Origin of the sequence: Kitasatospora sp. NPDC127035 (assembly GCF_042726075.1) — a bacterium.
Lineage (GTDB): Bacteria > Actinomycetota > Actinomycetes > Streptomycetales > Streptomycetaceae > Kitasatospora.
The window spans coordinates 1-22,926 of the sequence record NZ_JBHXDN010000025.1 but is presented as its reverse complement, the minus strand read 5'-3'; the positions used below and the strand labels follow the sequence as shown (position 1 = coordinate 22,926).

Genomic DNA, 22,926 nt, shown 5'->3' with positions numbered 1-22,926 from the left:
AGAGCTGGAACTGATGCCGGACAACGAGAAGCTTCTCGACTACCTCAGGCGAGCCACTGCCGACCTGGGCGACGCGCGGCGTGAACTGCGGGCCGCCGAGGACGCCCGGCACGAGCCGATCGCCATCGTCTCGATGGGCTGCCGCTACCCGGGCGGGGTGGACTCGCCCGAGCGGCTGTGGGAGCTGGTCGAGCGCGGTGAGGACGCCATCGGCGACTGGCCGGACAACCGCGGCTGGGACGTCGAGGGGCTGTACCACCCGGACCCGGACCACACCGGCACCTCGTACACCCGCAGCGGCGGGTTCCTCCACCAGGCCGACGAGTTCGACGCCGGCTTCTTCGGGATATCGCCGCGCGAGGCGCTGGCCATGGACCCGCAGCAGCGGCTGCTGCTGGAGACCTGCTGGGAGACCGTCGAGCGCGCCGGTCTCGACCCGGCCGGGCTGCGCGGCAGCCGGACCGGCGTCTTCGTCGGCGCGATCGGCAACGGCTACGGGGCGGGCGCCCGGGGGCTGCCCGAGGTCGAGGGGCTGCTGGACACCGGGACGGCGAGCAGTGTGCTCTCCGGGCGGGTCTCGTACACGCTGGGCCTGGAGGGTCCGGCGATCACCATGGACACCGCCTGCTCCTCCTCGCTGGTCGCCCTGCACCTGGCGGTGCGCTCGCTGCGCTCGGGCGAGTGCGAGCTGGCGCTGACCGGTGGCGTGTCGGTGCTCGCCGCCCCGGACGCGTTCGTGGCGTTCAGCCGGCAGCGGGCGCTGTCCGCCGACGGCCGCTGCAAGGCGTTCGCGGGCGCGGCCGACGGCACCGGCTGGTCCGAGGGTGTCGGCGTGCTGCTGCTGGAGCGGCTCTCCGACGCCGTGGCCCGCGGCCACCGGGTGCTCGCCGTCATCCGGGGCACCGCGGTCAACCAGGACGGCGCCAGCAACGGTCTGACCGCGCCCAACGGCCCCTCGCAGCAGCGGGTGATCGCCGACGCGCTGGCGGACGCGCGGCTGTCGGCCGCCGAGGTGGACGCGGTGGAGGCGCACGGCACCGGCACCCGGCTCGGCGACCCGATCGAGGCCCAGGCCCTGCTGGCCGCCTACGGACAGCAGCGGCCGGACGGACGGCCGCTGTGGCTGGGCTCGTTGAAGTCCAACATCGGCCACAGCTCGGCCGCCGCCGGGGTCGGCGGCGTGATCAAGATGGTGCAGGCGATGCGGCACGGTGTGCTGCCGAAGACCCTGCACGTGGACGAGCCCACCCCGTTCGTCGACTGGTCGGTGGGCGCGGTCGAGCTGCTGACCGAGGCCCGCCCCTGGGAGACCGAGGGCGAGCGGCCGCGCCGCGCCGGGGTCTCCGGTTTCGGGGTGGGCGGCACCAACGCGCACGCGATCGTCGAGCAGGCGCCGGACGCCGGGGACCTGCCGGACGCCGCGGGCCCTGACGCGACCGACGCGGACGCCACCGGCCCGGCCCCGGCCGGCCCGCTGCCCTGGGTGCTGTCGGCGCGCGACCCGCAGGCGCTCCGCGCCCAGGCCGCCCGGCTGGCCGCCTCCCTGGCCGACGGGCCCGCGCACGACCCGGCGGAGATCGGCCGGGCGCTGGCCACCACCCGCACCGCCTTCGAGCACCGCGCGGTGCTGGTCGCCGAGGACGCCACGGGCTTCGCGACCGCGCTGGAGGCGCTGGCCGCCGACCGGCCGGCGCCGAACGTGGTGCTGGGCACCGCCGGCCCGGCGGGGAAGACCGCCTTCGTCTTCCCGGGGCAGGGCTCGCAGTGGGCCGGCATGGCCGTCGAACTCCTCGACACCGCACCCGTCTTCGCCGAGAAGATGAACCAGTGCGAACAGGCCCTCGCCCCCCACGTCGACTGGTCACTCACCCAAATCCTGCGCGACGGCGCACCCCTCGACCGCGTCGACATCGTCCAACCCGCCCTCTGGGCCGTCATGATCTCCCTTACCGCCCTCTGGGAGTCCTACGGCGTCACCCCCGACGCCGTCCTCGGCCACTCCCAAGGCGAAATCGCCGCCGCCGTCGTCGCCGGAGCCCTCACCCTCGAAGACGGCGCCACCGTCGTCGCCCTCCGCAGCCAAGCCATCCACACCATCACCGGCACCGGCGGCATGGTCTCCCTCACCCACCCCCTCGACCACACCCACCAACTCATCGCCCCCTGGCACGACCGCATCTCCGTCGCCGCCGTCAACGGCCCCACCGCCGTCGTCGTCAGCGGCGACAACGACGCGGTCGAGGAACTGCTCGCCGCGGACCCGACCGCCCGCCGCATCCCGGTGGACTACGCCTCGCACTCGGCGCAGGTCGAGCGGATCCGCGAGCGGCTGCTCTCCGACCTGGCCGGCCTGCGCCCGACGGCGGCCCGGCTGCCGTTCTTCTCCACCGTCGACGGCCGCCGGCTGGGCGGCGAGGAGCTGGACGCCGGCTACTGGTACCGCAACCTGCGGCAGACCGTGGAGTTCGAGGCCGCCACCCGGGCCCTGCTGGCCGACGGCTTCCGCTACTTCGTGGAGGCCAGCGCGCACCCGGTGCTGACCTTCGGTGTGCAGCAGAGCGCCGAGGCCGCCGAGGTGGAGGCGGCCGCACTCGGCACGCTGCGCCGCGACCAGGGCGGACTCCCCCGCTTCCTGCTGGCCCTCGGCGAGGCGCACGCGGCGGGCCGCTCCCCGCACTGGCCGGCCCTCTACGGCGCGCCGCGCGGCGGCCGGCCGGTCGAGCTCCCCGGCTACGCCTTCCAGCGCCGCCGCTACTGGCTCCAGACCCCCGACCGGCCGAGTCCGGCGACCGATCCGGCCGGCGAGCGGTTCTGGTCGGCGGTGCGCGAGGGCAACCTCGCGGAGCTGACCGACACGCTGGGCGTCGAGCCGCAGGCCCCGCTGAGCACGGTGCTACCCGCGCTGGCGGACTGGCACGCCCGCAGCCGCGAGCAGGAGCGGGTGGACTCCTGGCACTACCGGGTGACCTGGCGGCGGCTGGCGGCCGGTACGGACGACGCCGCGCCGAGCGGGCGGTGGCTGCTGCTGGTGCCCGCCACGCGGGCCGACCACCCGCTGGTCGCGGCCTGCACCCGGGTGCTGGCCGGCACCGAGCTGCTGACCGTCGAGCTGGCCGAGGCCGACACCGGGCGCGCCGTGCTGGCCGAGCGGCTGGCCGGACCGGCCGCCGCTCCGCTCGACGGGGTGCTCTCGCTGCTGGCACTGGACGAACGGCCGCACCCGGTGCACCCGGTGGTCCCGGTCGGCCTCGCGCTGAACCTGGCGCTGGTCCAGGCGCTGGCCGACCTGACGGTGGGCTGCCCGCAGTGGTGGGCGACCGCCGGCGCGGTCGCGGTCGGACCGCAGGACGGCCCGCCGAAGCCCGGCCAGCAGCTGAGCTGGGGACTCGGCCGGGTCGCGGCGCTGGAGTACCCGCGCGCCTGGGGCGGCCTGCTGGACCTCCCCGAGCAGCTGGACGACCAGGGCGCGGCCCTGCTGGGCCGGCTGCTGGCCGGGGCCGGCGACGAGGACCAGGTGGCGGTGCGCCGGGACGGCGGCTTCGGGCGGCGGCTGGTCCGCGGCACCCGACGCCCGGCCCGCACCGGGGCCCGGCAGCCCTGGCAGCCGCGCGGGACCGTGCTGATCACCGGCGGAACCGGCGGGATCGGCACCCAGATCGCCCGCTGGACGGCCCGGACCGGCGCCGAGCACCTGGTGCTGGTCGGCCGGGCCGGGCCGCAGGCGCCCGGCGCGAGCGAACTCGCGGCGGAGCTCACCGCACTCGGCTGCCGGGTCACCCTGGCCGCCTGCGACGTGGCCGACCGGGCGGCACTGGGCGCCCTGGTGGAGCGGCTGCGCGCCGACGGCGAACAGATCCGCTCGGTGCTCCACGCGGCCGGCGCCGGCCTGCTGGTGCCGCTGGCCGACACCGACCTGCCCGAGTTCGCCGACACCCTGTACGCGAAGGTCGGCGGCGCGGCCAACCTCGACGAGCTGTTCCAGGACACCGAGCTGGACGCCTTCGTGCTGTTCTCCTCCATCTCCTCGATCTGGGGCAGCGCCGTCCACGGCGCCTACGCCGCCTCCAACGCCTACCTGGACGCGCTGGCCGAGCGCCGGCACGCGCAGGGCCTGGCCGCCACCTCGGTGGTCTGGGGCATCTGGAGCCCGGAGGGCGGCGCGGGCATGGCCGCGCAGCTGGTGGAGGAGCAGTTGCGGGCGCAGGGCGTGGTGTTCATGCCGCCCGCCCTCGCGGTGACGGCCCTCCAGCAGGTGCTGGACGGCGACGAGGTGGTCCCGATCGTCGCCGACGTGGACTGGGGCAGCTTCGCACCGGTCTTCACCTCGGCACGGCCCAGCCCGCTGATCGGGGACCTGTCCGAGGTGCGGGTGGCGCTGGCCTCCGAACCCGCCCCGGACGAGCCGGCCGGCACCGCGGGAGAGCTGCGGGAACGGCTGCGCCGGCTCCCCGCCGCCGAACGGGACCGGGAGCTGACCGAGCTGGTGCGCTCGGTCGCCGCCGGGGTGCTCGGCCACGACTCGTCCTCCGCCGTCGACTCGGCGCGGGCCTTCCGCGACCTGGGCTTCGACTCGCTGACCGCCGTGGAGATGCGCAACCGGCTGAACACCGCGACCGGGCTGCGACTGCCGGTGACCGTGGTCTTCGACTACTCCTCCGCGAGCGCGCTGGGCCGGCACCTGGCGGCCGAACTCTTCGGCGCCGGGGCGCCCGCCCCGGTGGCGGCCGTCACGGCCGTCACCACCGTCGCGGCGGACGAGGACCCGGTCGTCATCGTGTCGATGAGCTGCCGCTACCCCGGCGGCATCGACTCCCCCGAACGGCTGTGGCAGGCGCTGGCCGGCGAACTCGACGCGATCGGCGAGCTGCCCGCGGACCGCGGCTGGGACCTGGCCGGCCTCTTCGACGCCGACCCCGACCGCCCGGGCACCAGCTACAGCACCGCCGGCGGCTTCGTGCACGGCGCCGGCGACTTCGACCCGGCGTTCTTCGGCATCTCGCCGCGCGAGGCGCTGGCCATGGACCCGCAGCAGCGACTGCTGCTGGAGACCTCCTGGGAGGCGCTGGAGCGCGCCGGCATCGACCCGAGCACCCTGCGGGGCTCCCGGGTCGGCGTGTTCGCCGGCGCCGCCTACCAGGGCTACGGCGGCAGCATGGACCGGGTGCCCGACGAGCTGGAGGGCCTGTTCATCGCGGGCGTGTCGACCAGCGTGCTGACCGGGCGGGTGGCGTACACCCTGGGCCTGCGCGGCCCGGCGGTGACCATCGACACCGCCTGCTCGTCCTCACTCGTCGCCGTCCACCTGGCGGCCCGGGCGCTGCGCGCCGGCGAGTGCACGCTCGCGCTGGCCGGCGGCGCCGCGGTGATCGGCACCCCGCTGTCGCTGACCGGCTTCAGCCGCCAGCGCGGCCTGGCCGCCGACGGTCGCTGCAAGTCCTTCTCCGCCGAGGCGGACGGCTTCGGGCTGGCCGAGGGCGTCGGCCTGCTGGTGCTGGAACGCCTCTCCGACGCGCGGCGCAACGGCCACCCGGTGCTGGCGGTGCTGCGCGGCTCCGCGGTCAACCAGGACGGCGCCAGCAACGGCCTGACCGCCCCCAGCGGCCTGGCGCAGCGCGAGGTGATCCGCCAGGCCCTGGCCGACGCCGGGCTGACCGGCGCCGAGGTCGACGCGGTCGAGGCGCACGGCACCGGCACCCGGCTCGGCGACCCGATCGAGGCCGACGCGGTGCTGGCCACCTACGGGCAGGACCGCCCGGCGGACCGGCCGCTGCTGATAGGCTCGCTGAAGTCGAACATCGGGCACACCCAGGCCGCCGCGGGGGTCGGCGGGATCATGAAGATGGTGCTGGCGATGCGGCACGGCGTGCTGCCGCGCTCGCTGCACCTGGGTGAGCCGTCGCCCAACGTGGACTGGACGGCGGGCGCCGTCGAGCTGCTGACCGAGGCCCGCCCCTGGGAGGGCGGAGCCGAGCGGCCGCGCCGGGCCGGGGTCTCCTCGTTCGGGCTGAGCGGCACCAACGCGCACGTGATCGTCGAGCAGCCGCCGGCCGAGCCGCCGGCAGCCGAGCGGGCCGACGCCCGCCGGGCCGTGCCGTGGCTGCTCTCCGGACGCAGCGCGGAGGCGCTGCGGGCGCAGGCCGAGCAGCTGCGCACGCTGGCCGAGCAGGGACACGAGCCGGTGGACGTGGGCTGGTCGCTGGCCACCACCAGGACCGCCTTCGAGCACCGCGCGGCCGTGGTCGCCACCGAGCCGGCCGAGTTCGCGCGCGGGCTGGACGCGCTGATCGCCGGCCGCACCGGGGCCGGCCTGGCCCGGGGCGTGGCCGGGCAGCGCGGCCGCACCGTCCTGGTCTTCCCCGGCCAGGGTTCGCAGTGGGTCGGCATGGCCCTCGAACTCCTGGACACCGAGCCGGTGTTCGCCGAGCGGCTGGCGCAGTGCGAGCGGGCCCTGGCGCCTTACACGGACTACTCGCTGCTGGAGGTGCTGCGTTCGGACGACCCGATGGACCGGGTGGACGTGGTGCAGCCGGTGCTGTTCGCGATGATGGTCTCGCTCGCCGCCCTGTGGCGCTCGTACGGCGTCGTGCCGGACGCGGTGGTGGGCCACAGCCAGGGCGAGGTCGCCGCCGCGGTGGTGGCCGGCGCGCTGAGCCTGGAGGACGGCGCCAAGGTGGTCGGGCTGCGGAGCCGGGCACTGCGGGTCCTGGCCGGGCGGGGCGCGATGCTGTTCGTCCCCCTGGCGGTGGAGGAACTGACCGACCGGCTGGCCGCGTTCGGCGACCTGATCGGGGTGGCGGCGGTCAACAGCCCGACCTCGGTGGCGCTCTCCGGCGATCCGGCCGCGCTGGCCGAGCTGTCGGACGCGCTGTCGGCCGACGGCGTGATGAACTGGCGCGTCCCCGGGGTGGACTTCGCCGGGCACTCGGCCCAGGTGGAGGAGATCGAGCAGGAGCTGCTGACCCTGCTGGCGGACGTGTCGCCGCGCGCCGGCGAGAGCGTCTTCTACTCCACCGTCACCGGTGGGCCGCTGGACGGCGGGCTGCTGGACGCCGGCTACTGGTACCGCAACCTGCGCCGGCCGGTGGAGTTCGGGCGCACCGCCCGCGCGCTGCTGGCCGACGGCTACGACGTGTTCGTGGAGTCGTCCACGCACCCCGCGCTGACCGTCTGGCTGGAGCAGGCCGCCGAGGCGGCGGGCACCGGCGCCGCGGTGGCCGGCACGCTGCGCCGGGACGAGGGCGGCCGGGAACGGTTCCTCACCTCGCTGGCCGAACTGCACGTGCGGGGCGCCGCGGTGGACCTCGCCGCGCCGTTCGCCGGCGCGTCGGCCCGGCGCACCGAGCTGCCCACCTACCCGTTCCAGCGCTCCCACTTCTGGATGGTGCCCGAGGCGGACGGGCAGCCGGAGGCGGCGCCGCTGGACGAGGGTTTCTGGAACGCGGTGGGCCGCGGGGACGCGGCCGCGCTGGCCGACTCGCTGCGGATCGAGGACGCCGGCACCCGCGCGGCCCTGAGCGGTGTGCTGCCCGCGCTGGGCGACTGGCTCGGGCGCAGCCGGGACCGCGCCGCGGTGGACGGCTGGCGCTACCGGGTCCAGTGGCGGCCGCTGACGGCCGTCACGGGCTCCGGCCCCCGGGGGAGCTGGCTGGTCGCCGTCCCGGCGTCGGCGGCGGACCACCCGCTGGTCGCGGACTGCGTCCTGGCGCTGGGCGAGCACGGTGCCGAGGCGGCGGTGCTGGCGGTCGCCGACGCCGACCGGGCCGCACTGGCCGCGCGGCTGGGCGAGCTGCGGCCGGACGGCGTGCTGTCGCTGCTGGCGCTGGACGAGCGGCCGCACGCGGAGGGCTCCGCGCTGCCGGCCGGACTGGTCGCGCTGGTGGCGCTGCTCCAGGCGCTCGGTGACGCCGCCCCGGACGCCTCGCTGTGGTGCGCGACCAGCGGCGCGGTGTCGGTGGGCCGCTCGGACCCGCTGAGCGGCCCCGCGCAGGCGACGGCCTGGGGCCTCGGCGGGGTCGCCGCGGTGGAGTACCCGCAGCGCTGGGCCGGGCTGGTCGATCTGCCCCCCCGGCTCGACGACCGGGCGCGGGCCCGGTTGGCCGGGGTCCTGGCCGGCGGCGAGGGCGAGGACCAGGTGGCGGTGCGCTCCGCCGGCCTGTTCGCCCGTCGGCTGGTCCCGGCCGGGACCGGCGCGCGCACCCCGGCGCGGGCCTGGACGCCACCGGCGGACGGCACGGTGCTGGTCACCGGCGGCACCGGCGCGCTGGGCGCGCGGGTGGCCCGCTGGCTGGCCCGGGGCGGGGCGCGCCATCTGCTGCTGACCGGCCGCCAGGGCCCGGCGGCGCCGGGTTGCGCCGAACTCGTCGCCGAGCTCGCCGAGTCGGGGGCGGAGGCCACCGTGGTGGCGTGCGACGTCTCCGACCGGGAGCAGGTGGCGACGCTGCTCGCCGGCATCCCGGCCGAGCTGCCGCTGCGCGCGGTGGTGCACGCGGCGGGCGTGCTGGACGACGGCGTGCTGGACACGCTGACGGCGCAGCGGGCGGCGCACGTGCTGCGGCCCAAGATGGACGCGGCGCTGCACCTGGACGAGCTGACCCGGGACCACGAGCTGTCGGCCTTCGTGCTGTTCTCCTCGCTGGCCGGCACGCTGGGCGGCACGGGGCAGGGCAGCTACGCGGCGGCCAACGCCTTCCTGGACGCCCTGGCCGAGCAGCGCCGGGCGGCCGGACGGGCGGCCACCTCGGTGGCCTGGGGCCTGTGGGGCGGGGAGAGCCTGGCCGGTGGCGCGGTGAGCGAGCGGCTGATCCGCAACGGCCTTCCGGCGATGGACCCCGATGCCGCGCTCGTCGCCCTTCAGCAGGCACTGGACCACGACGACAGCACGGTGGTGGTGGCCGACTTCGCCTGGGAGCGGTTCGTCCGCGCCTACACGGCGCTGCGCCCCAGCGCCGTACTGAAGGACCTGCCGCAGGCCGCGGCGGGCGCCGCGACGGCCGGTGAGGAGTCGTCGCCGGCCGCCCGGCTGGCCCGACTGCCGCTGCCCGAGCGCCGGGCGGCGCTGGGCGAGCTGATCCGCGGCGAGGTCGCCTCGGTGCTGGGCCACGCGGATCCGTCGGCGATCGAGCCCGAGCGGGTCTTCAAGGACATCGGCTTCGACTCGCTGACCGCCGTGGAACTGCGCAACCGGCTGGCCGAGGCGACCGGACTGCGGCTGTCGGTCACCCTGGTCTTCGACTTCCCGACCACGGCCGTGCTCACCGACCACCTGCTCGCCCGACTCCCGGGCGGCGACCCGGCGGCGGCCGAGGCGGCGGTCCAGGCCGCGGACGAGGCGGCGGCAGCCGTCGAGGCCGCCCCGGACGCGGCCGACGACCCGGTCGCGATCGTCGCGATGGGCTGCCGCTTCCCCGGCGAGGTGCGCTCGCCGGAGGACCTGTGGCGGCTGCTGATGAGCGGCACCGACGCGATCTCGGGCTTCCCCACCGACCGCGGCTGGGACCTGGAGGGCCTCTACGACCCGGACGGCGCGACGGTCGGCACCACCTACGCCCGCGAGGGCGGCTTCCTCTACGACGCCGCCGACTTCGACCCGGCGTTCTTCGGGATCTCGCCGCGCGAGGCGGTCTCGGTCGATCCGCAGCAGCGGCTGCTCCTCGAAGTGGCCTGGGAGGCGTTCGAGCGGGCCGGGATCGACCCGACGACGCTCAAGGGCAGCCGGGGCGGGGTCTTCGTCGGCTCCAGCTACCGGGACTACGGCTCCCGGATGACCAAGCCGTCGGAGGAGTTCGAGGGCTACCTGGGCATCGGCAGCGCCGGCAGCGTGGCATCGGGGCGGATCGCCTACACCTTCGGCCTGGAGGGCCCCGCCGTCACGGTGGACACCGCCTGCTCCTCGGCGCTGGTGGCCCTGCACCTGGCCGCCCAGGCGCTGCGCGCCGGCGAGTGCTCGCTGGCGCTGGCCGGCGGCGTGACGGTGATGGCCCGGCCGGACGCGTTCGTCGAGTTCAGCCGCCAGCGCGGGCTGGCGCCCGACGGCCGGTGCAAGCCCTTCGCCGCGGCCGCCGACGGCACCGCCTGGGCCGAGGGCGCCGGGCTGGTGCTGCTGGAGCGCCTCAGCGACGCCCGCCGCAACGGCCACCCGGTGCTCGCCCTGGTCCGCGGCTCGGCGGTCAACCAGGACGGCGCCAGCAACGGCCTGACCGCCCCCAACGGCCCCTCGCAGCAGCGGGTGATCCGCCAGGCGCTGGCCTCGGCGGGCCTGTCCGCCGCCGAGGTCGACGCGGTGGAGGCGCACGGCACCGGCACCAAGCTGGGTGACCCGATCGAGGCGCAGGCCCTGCTGGCCACCTACGGACAGCAGCGCGGGGACGAACGCCCCCTGCTGCTGGGCTCGTTGAAGTCCAACATCGGCCACAGCCAGGCCGCCGCCGGCATCGCGGGCGTGATCAAGATGGTGCTGGCGATGCAGCACGGGATCCTGCCCGGCACCCTGAACGTCGACCGGCCCTCGCCGTTCATCGACTGGACCGCGGGCGCCGTGGAGCTGCTCACCGAGCACACCGCGTGGCCCGCCACCGACCACCCGCGCCGGGCCGGTATCTCCTCCTTCGGTGTCAGCGGCACCAACGCGCACACCGTGCTGGAGCACGTCCCGGCCGAGGCGGCGGAGCCGTCGGCGCCCGCCGGGGGACCGTGGCTGCTGTCGGCCCGGACCCCCGAGGCGCTGCGCGGGCAGGCCGCCCGGCTGCTGGAGCACGAGCGGACCGGACCGGACCGGGACCCGGGCGCCGCGCTGGCCGCCGGCCGGGCGGGCTTCGAGCACCGCGCCGTGCTGCTCGGCGCCGACCGTGCCGCGCGCGCCGGGGCACTGGCCGCGCTGGCCGCCGGCACCGAGCACCCCGGCGTGGTCACCGGCACCGCCGGCCGGCCCGGCAGGACCGCCTTCCTGTTCTCCGGACAGGGCAGTCAGCGGCCCGGCATGGGCCTGGAGCTCTACCGCTCCCAGCCGGTCTTCGCGGACGCCTTCGACCGGGTCTGCGCCGCACTGGACCCGCTGCTGGAACGCCCGCTGCACGAGGTGATCGCGGACGGCGAGGCCCTGGCCCGCACCGAGTACACCCAGCCGGCCCTGTTCGCGCTCGGCACCGCGCTGTTCGAGCTGGCCGGGCACTGGGGCATCACCCCCGACTACCTGCTCGGACACTCGATCGGCGAGCTCACCGCCGCCCATGTCGCCGGGGTGCTCTCACTGCCCGACGCGGCCGCCCTGGTGGCGGCCCGGGGACGGCTGATGCAGGCGATGCCGGCCGGCGGCGCGATGGTGGCGCTGACCGTCTCGGCCGAGGAGCTGGCACCGATGCTCGCCGAGCGGGCCGACCTCCTCTCCCTGGCCGCCGTCAACGGCCCGGCCTCGACCGTGGTCTCCGGCGACCCGCGGGCGGTGGCGGAACTCGCCGCGCACTGGGAGGCCCTGGGCCGGCGCTCGCGCCGGCTGCGGGTCAGCCACGCCTTCCACTCCCCGCACATGGACGGGATGCTGGCCGAGTTCCGCGCGGTGGCGAGCACCCTGGAGTTCCGCCCGCCGCGGATCCCGCTGGTCGCCAACCGGACCGGGGCCCTCGCCACCGCCGAACAGCTGGCCTCCCCCGAGCACTGGGTCGACCAGGTGCGCGGCACGGTCGAGTTCCGGGCCGGCATCGACCGCCTGGAGGCGGCCGGCGTCGACCGCTACCTCGAACTGGGTCCGGACGGCTCACTGACCGGGCTCGGCCAGGACTGCCTGGCCGAGCGGTCACCCGGCGCGCTGCTGGTTCCGCTGCTGCGCCGCGACCAGCCCGAGGAGACGGCACTGACCGCCGCGCTGGCCCGGTTGCACGCCCACGGCACACCGGTGGACTGGAGCCGCCGCTTCCCGCCGACCGCCCCGCGCGAGGCCGCCGGCCTGCCCACCTACGCCTTCCAGCACCGGCGCTACTGGCTGGAGGCGACCGCCCCCGAGGCCGACCTGCCGTCGGCCGGGCTGCTGGCGGTGGACCACCCGCTGCTCGGCGCGGCGGTCGAACTGGCCGGCGGCGAGGGCTTCCTGTTCACCACCCGGCTCTCCTGCCGGACCCAGCCGTGGCTGGCCGACCACCGGGTCTTCGACGGCGTGCTCTTCCCCGCCACCGGCTTCCTGGAACTGGCCGTGCGGGCCGCCGACCAGGCGGACTGCGGGCAGGTCGAGGAACTGACCCTGCAGGCCCCCCTGGTGCTCTCCGCCACCGGCGGAACGGTGCTCCAGCTCCTGATCGGCGCCCCCGAGCCGTCCGGCGCCCGGAGCCTGACGGTGTACGCCCGGCCGGAGGACGGCCCCGAGGAGGAGTGGACCCGGCACGCCGACGGCCTGCTCGCCCCGGCCGCGCCCGCCGAGCCCGACGACCTCGTGCAGTGGCCGCCGGCCGGCGCCGTCCCGCTGCCCGTCGACGGCCTGTACGAGCGGTTCGCCGCCGGCGGCTTCGGCTACGGCCCGGCGTTCCAGGGCCTGCGCGCCGCCTGGCGCCTCGGCGAGCAGGTGTTCGCCGAGGCCGAGCTGCCGGACGGCCCGCGCGGCGAGGCCGGCCGCTACGGCCTGCACCCCGCGCTGCTGGACGCCGCCCTGCACGCACTGGTCTTCGACGTCCTGCCGGGCACCGGGCCCGAGGGCGAGAGCCAGGGGTGGCTGCCGTTCTCCTGGACCGGCGTCGCCCTGCACGCCCGGGGCGCGGCGTCGGTCCGGCTGCGGCTGACGCCCACCGGGCGCGACTCGGTGGCCGTGCTGGTCGCCGACAGCACCGGGCGTCCGGTCGCCTCGGCCGAGTCGCTGGTGCTGCGCCCGGTCTCCGCCGACCAGGTGCGCCCGGCCCGCACCGCCCTCCACGAGGAGCTGTACCGGGTCGAGTGGAGGCGGCCGGCCCTGCCGGACACCGACGCGGCGACCTGGACCGAGCTGCCGGCCGGCGGGCGCGTCGCCGACCTGCTCGCCGCCGACGGGCCGGTGCCCGCACTGGTGCTGGCCCGCTGCGGACAGGAGGGCACCGGGCCACTGGCCGACGCCGTGCGGGCGGCCACCGGGCACGCGCTGGAGACGGTCCGCGACTGGCTGGCCGAGGACCGGCTGGCCGGCAGCACCCTGGCGCTGGTCACCGAGGGGGCCGTCGCGACGCAGCCCGGCGACGACGTCACCGACCTCGCGCAGGCCGCCGTCTGGGGCCTGCTGCGCTCGGCGCAGACCGAGAACCCCGGCCGGTTCGTCCTGCTGGACCTCGACGACCTGCCCTCCTCCCGGGCGGCGCTGGGCGCGGCGCTGGCGAGCGGCGAGCCGCAGGTCGCACTGCGCGACGGCGCGGCCTTCGTACCCCGGCTGGCCCGGGTGCCGCGCGCCGAGGACCCGGCCACGCCGGCCTGGGATCCCGAGGGCACGGTACTGGTCACCGGTGGCACCGGCGCGATCGGCGCCCATGTCGCCCGTCACCTGGTGACCGAGCACGGCGTGCGGCACCTGGTGCTGACCAGCCGCAGCGGCCTGCTGGCCGAGGGCGCCCCGGAGCTGCGCGACGAACTGACCCGGCTCGGCGCACTGGTTGAGGTGGCCGCCTGCGACGCCGCCGACCGGCAGGCGCTGGCCGCCCTGCTGGACGGCCTGCCGGCCGAGCACCCGCTGACCGCCGTGGTGCACGCCGCGGGCGTGCTGGCCGACGGCCTGGTCGCCGAGATGACGCCCGAACAGCTCGACACCGCGCTGCGCCCCAAGGTCGACGCGGCCGTCCACCTGCACGAGCTGACGGAAGGGACCAAGCTCTCCGCGTTCCTGCTCTTCTCCTCACTGGCCGGCGTCTTCGGCGGCATGGGCCAGGGCAACTACGCGGCGGCCAACGCCTTCCTCGACGGCCTGGCGCACCGCCGCCGGGCCCGGGGGCTGACCGCCGGCTCGCTGGCCTGGGGCCTGTGGGCGAACAGCACCGGCATGACCGGCGGCCTGGACGAGGCCGACCTGCGGCGGATCGCGCGCGGCGGGATCGTCGCCTTCGCCCCGCGGGAGGGCCTGGAACTGTTCGACGCGGCGCACGGCGTGGACGAGGCGATGGTGCTGCCGGTCCGGCTGGACACCCGGGCGATCGCGGCGCAGGCGGGCACCGGCGGCGTCCCCGCCCTGCTGCGCGGCCTGGTCCGGGCGCCGGCCCGGCGCGAGGCGGCGGCGGCCGGATCGGCCGCCGCGGACGCGCCGCAGGCCCTGCTGCACCGGCTGGCCGGACTCGGCGAGCCGCAGCGGGCCCGGGTGCTGCTGGAGCTGGTCCGCTCGCACGTCGGCCTGATCCTGGGCTTCTCCCCGCAGGAGAGCGTGTCGGCCGACCGCGGCCTCCTGGAACTCGGCTTCGACTCGCTGACCGCCGTCGAACTGCGCAACCGGCTGCGCGCGGCCACCGGCCTGCGGCTGCCCGCCACCCTGCTCTTCGACCACCCGAGCACGACCGCGATCGCCGCGCACCTCGGCGAGCAGCTGGTCCCGACGCCCGCCGAGCCGCAGGTCGCCGGGCTGGCCGAACTGGAACGGCTGGAACAGGCGCTGGCCGCCGACCCGCTGGACCCGGCGCTGGCCGGGCGGCTCCAGGCCCTGCTCTCCCGGGTCGCCCCGGACGCCTCCGGCGGCCCGGCGGACGGACTGGAGGAACGGATGGCCACGGCCGGCGACGACGACCTCTTCGACTTCATCGAGAACGAGCTGGGGCTGTCATGACGGACACGCCGCCGGACCCGCGTGCCCCGCACCCCCGCAACCCGCTGACGAAGGTGACCACCGGTGAATGACGACAAGCTGCGCGACTACCTCAAGCGTGTCGCGACCGACCTGCACCGCACCCGCCAGCGGCTGCAGGAGGTCGAGGCCAAGGACCACGAGCCGATCGCCGTCGTCGCGATGAGCTGCCGCTACCCCGGCGGGGTCACCTCGCCCGAGGAGCTCTGGGAGCTGGTCGCCGGCGGTGTCGACGCCGTCACCCCGTTCCCGGCCGACCGCGGCTGGGACCTGGACGCGCTGGTCGACAAGGACCGCGGACGGCCGGACACCAGCTACGCCGACGAGGGCGGCTTCCTGAGCGGGGTCGGTGCCTTCGACCCCGGCCTCTTCGGCATCTCGCCGCGCGAGGCGCTGGCCATGGACCCGCAGCAGCGGCTGCTGCTGGAGACCGGCTGGGAGGCCTTCGAGCGCGCCGGGATCGACGCCCGCACGCTGCGCGGCAGCCGCACCGGCGTCTTCCTCGGCGTGATGTACCAGGACTACGCGGTGCGGCTGCGCCGGGTGCCCGAGGACGTCGCCGGCTACCTGGGCAACGGCAGCTCCGACAGCGTCGCCTCCGGCCGGATGGCCTACACCTTCGGCCTGGAGGGCCCCACGCTCAGCGTGGACACCGCCTGCTCCTCCTCGCTGGTGGCCATCCACCTGGCCGCGCAGGCGCTGCGCTCCGGCGAGTGCGCGCTGGCGCTGGCCGGCGGCGCGATGGTGATGTCCACCCCGGTGCCGTTCGTGGAGATGAGCCGGCAGGGCGGGATGGCCGCCGACGGCCGCTGCAAGTCCTTCTCGGCGGACGCGGACGGCACCGGCTGGGGCGAGGGCGTCGGACTGCTGCTGCTGGAGCGGCTCAGCGAGGCGCGCCGCAACGGGCACCCGGTGCTCGCCGTCGTCCGGGGCACCGCCGTCAACCAGGACGGCGCCAGCAGCCGGCTGTCCGCGCCCAACGGCCCGGCCCAGCAGCGGGTGATCCGCCAGGCGCTGGCCGCCGCACGGCTGGGCGTCGCCGACGTCGACGTGGTCGAGGCGCACGGCACCGGCACGCCGCTGGGCGACCCGATCGAGGCCCAGGCGCTGCTCGCCACCTACGGGCAGGACCGCCCGGCGGACCGGCCGCTGCTGCTGGGCTCGCTGAAGTCCAACATCGGCCACACCCAGGCCGCGGCGGGCGTCGGCGGGGTGATCAAGATGGTGCTGGCGATGCGGCACGGCATCGTCCCGCCGACCCTGCACGCCGAGCGGCGCACCGAGCAGGTCGACTGGGAGGCCGGCGCCGTCGAGCTGGTGACCGAGGCGCGGGACTGGCCCGAGACCGGCCGGCCCCGGCGGTCGGCGGTCTCGTCCTTCGGCGTCAGCGGGACCAACGGGCACGTCGTCCTGGAGGCCGCCCCGCCGCTCGAAACGCCCGCCCCGGACGCGGACGCGGACCCGGCTTTGGACCCGCACGCGGACGGCCCGCACGCCGACGGCCCGGCGCCGCGCACCCGCGGCCCGCTGCCCTGGGTGCTCTCCGGCCACACCGCGCCCGCGCTGCGCGCCCAGGCCGAGCGGCTGCGCGCACACCTGCTGGAGCGTCCCGACGCGGGCCCGGCGGAGGTCGGGCACGCACTGGCGACCACCCGCACCGCCCTGGACCACCGCGCGGTGCTGGTCGCGGAGGACCGGGACGGCTTCCTGGAGCGGCTCGCGGCGCTGGCCGCCGACGAGGAGGCGCCCGGACTGCTGCGCGGCCGGGCGGGGACCGGCGGCGCGCTGGCCATGGTGTTCCCCGGACAGGGCACGCAGTGGGCCGGCATGGCGATCGAACTCCTCGACCGCGAACCGGTCTTCGCCCGGCGGATGGCCGACTGCGCGGCGGCGCTCGCCCCGTGGTCGGAGCGCTCCCCGGTGGAGCTGCTGCGCTCGGGCGAGCCGGTCGAGCGGGTGGAGGAGGTGCAGCCGCTGCTCTTCGCCGTGATGGTCTCCCTGGCCGCCGTCTGGGCGTCCTACGGCGTCGAACCGGCCGCGGTGGTCGGCCACAGCCAGGGCGAGATAGCCGCCGCCGTCGTCGCCGGCGCGCTGAGCCTGGAGGACGGCGCCAAGGTGGTCGCACTGCGCAGCCGGGCACTGCGGGCGCTCGCCGGGCAGGGCGGGATGCTCTCCGTCGCGCTGCCGGCCGAGCAGGTCCGGGCCCGGATCGCGCCGTGGGGCGAGCGCCTGGCGCTGGCCGCGGTGAACGGGCCGTCCGCCGTCGTGGTGTCCGGCGAGCCGCAGGCGCTCGCCGAGCTGACGGCCGAGCTGACCGCCGCGGGCGAGCGGGCGAGGGACGTCCCGGTGGACTACGCCTCGCACGGCCCGCAGGTCGCCACCGTCGAGCAGGAGCTGCTGCGCGAGCTGGCGGGCATCACGCCGCGGGCGGGCCGGGTGCCGTTCTACTCCTCCGTCACCGGCGCCCCGCTGGACACCGCCGGGCTGGACGCCGCGTACTGGTACCGCAACCTGCGCCGCACCGTGGAGTTCGAGGCCGCCACCGGGGCCCTGCTGGCCGACGGCTACCAGGTCTTCCTGGAGGCCGGCCCGCACCCCGTGCTCACCCCCGCGATCCAGGACAGCGCGGAGGCGGCCGGCGCGGACGCCTGTGTGCTGGGCACGCTGCGCCGCGGCGAGGGCGGCCCGGCCCGGTTGCTCGCCTCGCTGGGGGAACTCCAGCTGCGCGGGGTGCCGATCGACTGGGACGCCGTCTTCGGCGGTCGCCCGGCGGCGCCGGTGGAGCTGCCGACCTACGCCTTCCAGCGCGAGGACTACTGGCTGGACGACGCCTCGGCGGCGCCCGGCGACCTGGCGGCGGCGGGCCTGGAAACTGCCGGGCACCCGCTGCTGGGCGCCATGGTGACGCTCGCCGACCAGGACAGCGTGGTCTTCACCGGCTCGCTCTCGCTGCGCACCCACCCGTGGCTGGCCGACCACGCCGTCCGCGGCTCGGTGCTGCTGCCCGGAACGGCGTTCCTGGACCTCGCGGTCCGGGCCGGCGACCAGGTCGGCTGCCCGGTCGTGCGGGAGTTCACCCTCGGTGCGCCGCTGGTGCTGCCCGAGCGGGGCGGCGTGCGGCTGCGGCTGACGGTCGGCCCGCCGGACGGTCGCGGCGAGCGGCCCGTCACGCTGCACGCGCAGTCCCCCGAGGCGGACCCGGAGGCGGCCTGGGTGCGGCACGCCGAGGGACTGCTGGGCTCGCCGTCCGCGGCCGAGGCGGTCCGCGAGGGCGAGGAGCTGGACCAGTGGCCGCCGGCCGGCGCCGTCCCGCTCGACCTGGCCGGGATGTACCCGCGCTTCGCCGCGGCCGGCTTCGGCTACGGCCCGGCGTTCCAGGGGCTGACGGCGGCCTGGCAGCGCGGCGGGGAGCTGTTCGCGCAGGCCGAGCTGAGCGCCGGTCAGCAGGGCGAGGCGGGCCGCTACGGACTGCACCCGGCACTGCTGGACGCGGCCCTGCACGCCACCGGGCTGGGCCCGGCGGCCGAGGGGCGGATGCCGTTCAGCTGGACCGGCGTGACCCTGCACGCCTCGGGCGCCGCGGCGCTGCGGCTGCGGCTGACCCCGACCGGTGAGAACACCCTGGCGCTGGCCGCCGCCGACCCGGCCGGGCGGCCGGTCGCCACGGTGGACGCGCTGGTGCTGCGCCCGGCCCCGGCCGACGGCGCGCCGGGCACCCCCCGGGGGAACGAGTCGCTGTTCGGCCTGGAGTGGGTCCCCGTCGAGGCCGGCGCCCCCGCCGACACCGCCCGGTGGACCCTGCTCGACGCACCGGACGACCTCCCGGGGCTCACCGACGCCCCGCCGGTGGTGCTGGTGCGGGTCGGTGGCGCGGCGAGCGTCCGCGAGTCGGCGCACCGCGCGCTCGGCCTGCTGCAGGGGTGGCTGTCGGACGAGCGGTTCACCGGCTCCCGCCTCGTCCTGGTGACCGACGGGGCGGTGGCCACCGGCCCGGACGAGGACGTCCCCGACCTCGCGCACAGCGGCGTCTGGGGCCTGGTGCGTTCGGCGCTGGCCGAACACCCCGGCCGGTTCGGTCTGCTGGACCTGCCCGCGGACGCGTCCGCGCTGCTCCCGGCGGCGGCCGCCGCGTTCGGCGCGCCGAACGCCGAGGACCAGCTCGCGGTGCGCGACGGCCTGCTGCGCGCGCCCCGGCTGGCCCGGATCCCGGCGCCCGACGGCCCGCCCGCGGCCCTGGACCCGGACGGCACCGTGCTGATCACCGGTGGCACCGGCACGCTGGGCGCCGAGGTCGCCCGGCACCTGGTGCGCGCGCACGGCGTGCGGCACCTGCTGCTGGCCGGCCGTCAGGGGCCCACCGCCCCGGGCGCCGCCGAACTGGCCGCCGAACTCGCCGGGGCGGGCGCCGCCGTCACGGTGTCGGCGTGCGACGTCGGCGACCGCGCGGCGCTGGCCGCGCTGCTGGCCGACGTCCCGGCCGCGCACCCGCTGACCGCCGTGGTGCACGCCGCGGGCGCGCTGGACGACGGTGTGCTCACCGCGCTGACCCCGGAGCGTCTGGACGCCGTCCTCGCGCCCAAGGCCGAGGCGGCCCTGCACCTGCACGAGCTGACCGCCGGTCAGCCACTGGCCGCGTTCGTGCTGTTCTCCTCGGCGGCCGGCGTCTTCGGCGGCCCCGGGCAGGCCAACTACGCGGCGGCGAACGCCGTCCTGGACGCCCTCGCGCAGCACCGGCGGGCCCGCGGCCTGGCCGGGCAGTCGCTGGCCTGGACGCTCTGGGCCCAGCGCAGCGCGCTGACCGGCGTGCTGGACGAGGAAGGCGAGCGCAGGCTGGCCCGCTCCGGGATGCCCGCGCTCACCACCGCGCAGGGCCTGGCGCTGCTGGACGCGGCGCTCGCCGTCGACCGGCCCGCCCTGGTCCCGATCCGGCTGGACCTGGCGGCGTTGCGGGCCGACGCCGAGACCCGCCCGGTTCCCGGCCTGCTGCGCGCACTGGTGCGCGGGCCGCTGCGGCGCTCGGCCACCCGCGCGGCGCCCGACGGCACGCCGGGCGGCCCGCTGGGCGCGCTGCCCGCGGCCGAGCGGGAGCCCGCGCTGCTGGCCCTGATCCGCTCCCAGGTGGCGGCCGTGCTCGGCCACGCCTCGCCGGAGGCGGTGGAGGCCGGCCGGGCCTTCCGCGACCTGGGCTTCGACTCGCTCGCCGCCGTCGAGCTGCGCAACCGGCTGAACCTGGCGACCGGCCTGCGGCTGCCCGCCACGCTGGTCTTCGACCACCCGTCGCCGACCGTGCTCGCACGGCACCTGCGGGCCGAGCTCTTCGGCGCCCAGGACGGCGCGGCCGGGGCCCCGGCGGCAGGCCGGTCCCGCGGGACCGGCGCGACCGCGGCCACCGGCGACGACCCGATCGCGATCGTCGCGATGGGCTGCCGTTTCCCGGGCGGCGTGCGCACCCCGGACGAGCTGTGGCGGCTGGTCGCCGAGGGCGCCGACGGCGTCGGACCGTTCCCGGCCGACCGCGGCTGGGACCTGGAGGCGCTCTACGATCCCGACCCCGAGCACCGCGGCACCTCCTACGCCCGGGAGGGCGGCTTCCTGGACGCCGTCGGCGGCTTCGACGCGGAGTTCTTCGGCATCTCGCCGCGCGAGGCCGTGGCGATGGACCCGCAGCAGCGGCTGCTCCTGGAGATCACCTGGGAGGCCTTCGAACGGGCCGGCATCGACCCGACCGGGCTGGCCGGTGCGTCGGCCGGTGTCTTCGTCGGCCTGATGCAGCAGGACTACGCGGCCCGGCTGCTGCCGCACATCCCGGAGGAGGTCGAGGGCTTCCTCGGCACCGGCAACTCGGGCAGCATCGTGTCCGGCCGGCTGGCGTACGTCTTCGGCCTGGAGGGCCCCGCCGTCACGGTGGACACCGCCTGCTCCTCCTCGCTGGTCGCCCTCCACCTGGCCGCCCGGTCCCTGCGGCACGGGGAGTGCGACCTGGCGCTGGCGGGCGGCGTGACCGTGATGTCCAGCCCGGAGCTGTTCGTCGAGTTCAGCCGGCAGGGCGGGCTCGCGCCGGACGGGCGGTGCAAGCCGTACGCGGCCGCCGCCGACGGGACGGGCTTCGGCGAGGGCGCGGGCATCCTGCTGCTGGAGCGGCTCAGCGACGCGCGGCGGCTGGGGCACCCCGTGCTCGCCGTGGTCCGAGGCACGGCCGTCAACCAGGACGGTGCGAGCAACGGCCTGACCGCCCCCAACGGCCCCTCCCAGCAGCGGGTGATCCGCGCGGCACTGGCCGACGCCGGCCTGCGGGCCGCCGAGGTCGACGCGGTGGAGGGGCACGGCACCGGCACGCGGCTCGGCGACCCGATCGAGGCCCAGGCGCTGCTGGCCACCTACGGCCAGGACCGGCCCGAGGGCCGGCCGCTCTGGCTGGGCTCGCTGAAGTCCAACATCGGGCACACCTCGGCCGCCGCCGGGGTCGGCGGGGTGATCAAGACGGTCCTGGCGATGCGGCACGGGGTACTGCCCAAGAGCCTGCACGTGGACGGCCCGACCCCGCAGGTGGACTGGTCGGCGGGGGCGGTGGAACTGCTGAAGGAGGCCCGTGCCTGGGAGACCGAGGACGGGCGGCCGCGCCGGGCCGGCGTCTCCTCCTTCGGCGTGAGCGGCACCAACGCCCACGTCGTCCTCGAACAGGCCCACGAGAACGAGCCTGCGGACCCGGAGCCCGCGGAACCGGAGCACGACGCGGACACGGTCGTCCCCTGGCTGCTGTCCGCCCGCTCCCCCGAAGCGCTGCGCGACCAGGCCGCACAACTGCTGACCCTCGACGGGCACCCGACCGACATCGCCCACTCACTCGCCACCGGCCGCGCCGCCTTCGACCACCGCGCCGTCACCATCGGCACCCACCACCGACTGCACGACGCCCTCACCGCACTCAGCGAGGACACCCCCCACCCCGACCTCGTCCAGGGCACCCCCCACCACCCCGGCCGCACCGTCTTCGTCTTCCCCGGCCAGGGCTCCCAGTGGCCCGGCATGGCCGCCGCACTCCTCGACACCGAACCCGTCTTCGCCGAGAAGATCACCCAGTGCGAGAAGGCCCTCGCCCCACACGTCGACTGGTCCCTGAGCGACCTCCTGCGCAGCGGCGAACCCCTCGAACGCGTCGACGTCGTCCAGCCCGCCCTGTGGGCCGTGATGGTCTCCCTCGCCGCCCTCTGGCAGCACCACGGCATCCACCCCGACGCCGTCCTCGGCCACTCGCAGGGCGAGATCGCCGCCGCGGTGGTGGCCGGCGCGCTGAGCCTGGAGGACGGCGCCCGGGTCTCCGCCCTGCGCAGCCGGGCCCTCGACGCCATCGCCGGGGAGGGCGGCATGGTCTCGCTCGGGCTCTCCGCCGAACGGGCCGAGCAGCTTCTCACGCCCTGGGCCGACCGGATCTCCCTCGCCGCCTACAACTCCCCCACCACCACCGTCGTCGCCGGTGACAGCGACGCCCTGGCCGAACTGCTCGCCACCTGCGAACGCGACGGCGTACGGGCCAAGACGATTCCCGTCGACTACGCCTCGCACTCCCCGCACATCGAGCGACTGCGCGACCGGCTGCTCGACGTCCTGGCCGACATCAGCCCGCAGGCACCGCGCATCCCGATGTTCTCCACCGTCACCGGCGACTGGCTCACCACCCCGCCCGACACCGCCTACTGGTACACCAACCTGCGCCAACCCGTCCTGCTGACCAGGGCCCTGGAGGCCCTGCACGAAGCCGGCCACACCCACTACATCGAGACCAGCCCCCACCCCGTCCTCGTCCCCGCCGTCGAGGAGACCCTCGACACCGCCGTCACCGTCCCCACCCTGCGCCGCGACGAAGGCGACCGACGACGCCTCCTCACCTCCCTCGCCCACGCCTGGACCACCGGCCTCACCGTCGACTGGACCACCGCGATCCCCCGCGGCCGACGCGTCGAACTGCCCACCTACCCGTTCCAGGAGCAGAACTTCTGGCTGGACGCGCCGTCCGGTGCGGGGGATGTCGGTGCGGCGGGCCTGGAGACCACCGGCCACCCCCTCGTCGGCGCCGCCGTCGACATCGCCGACACCGGCGAAACCCTCCTCAGCGGCCGCATCTCCCTACGCACCCACCCCTGGCTCGCCGACCACGCCGT

General features: G+C 76.9%; 2 protein-coding genes. Both read left to right on the top strand.

Going from position 1 to position 22,926, the window contains the following annotated elements; genetic code table 11:
* Positions 1–13 precede the first annotated feature (13 nt).
* A complete protein-coding gene (locus ACFWIC_RS18895; protein WP_380519473.1) occupies positions 14–14,749 on the top strand; it encodes a type I polyketide synthase in 14,736 nt (4,911 codons plus the stop codon).
* A 63-nt stretch (positions 14,750–14,812) separates the two neighbouring features.
* Positions 14,813–22,926: type I polyketide synthase (locus ACFWIC_RS18890; protein ID WP_380519471.1), on the top strand; the 8,114-nt coding region annotated here is incomplete at its 3' end.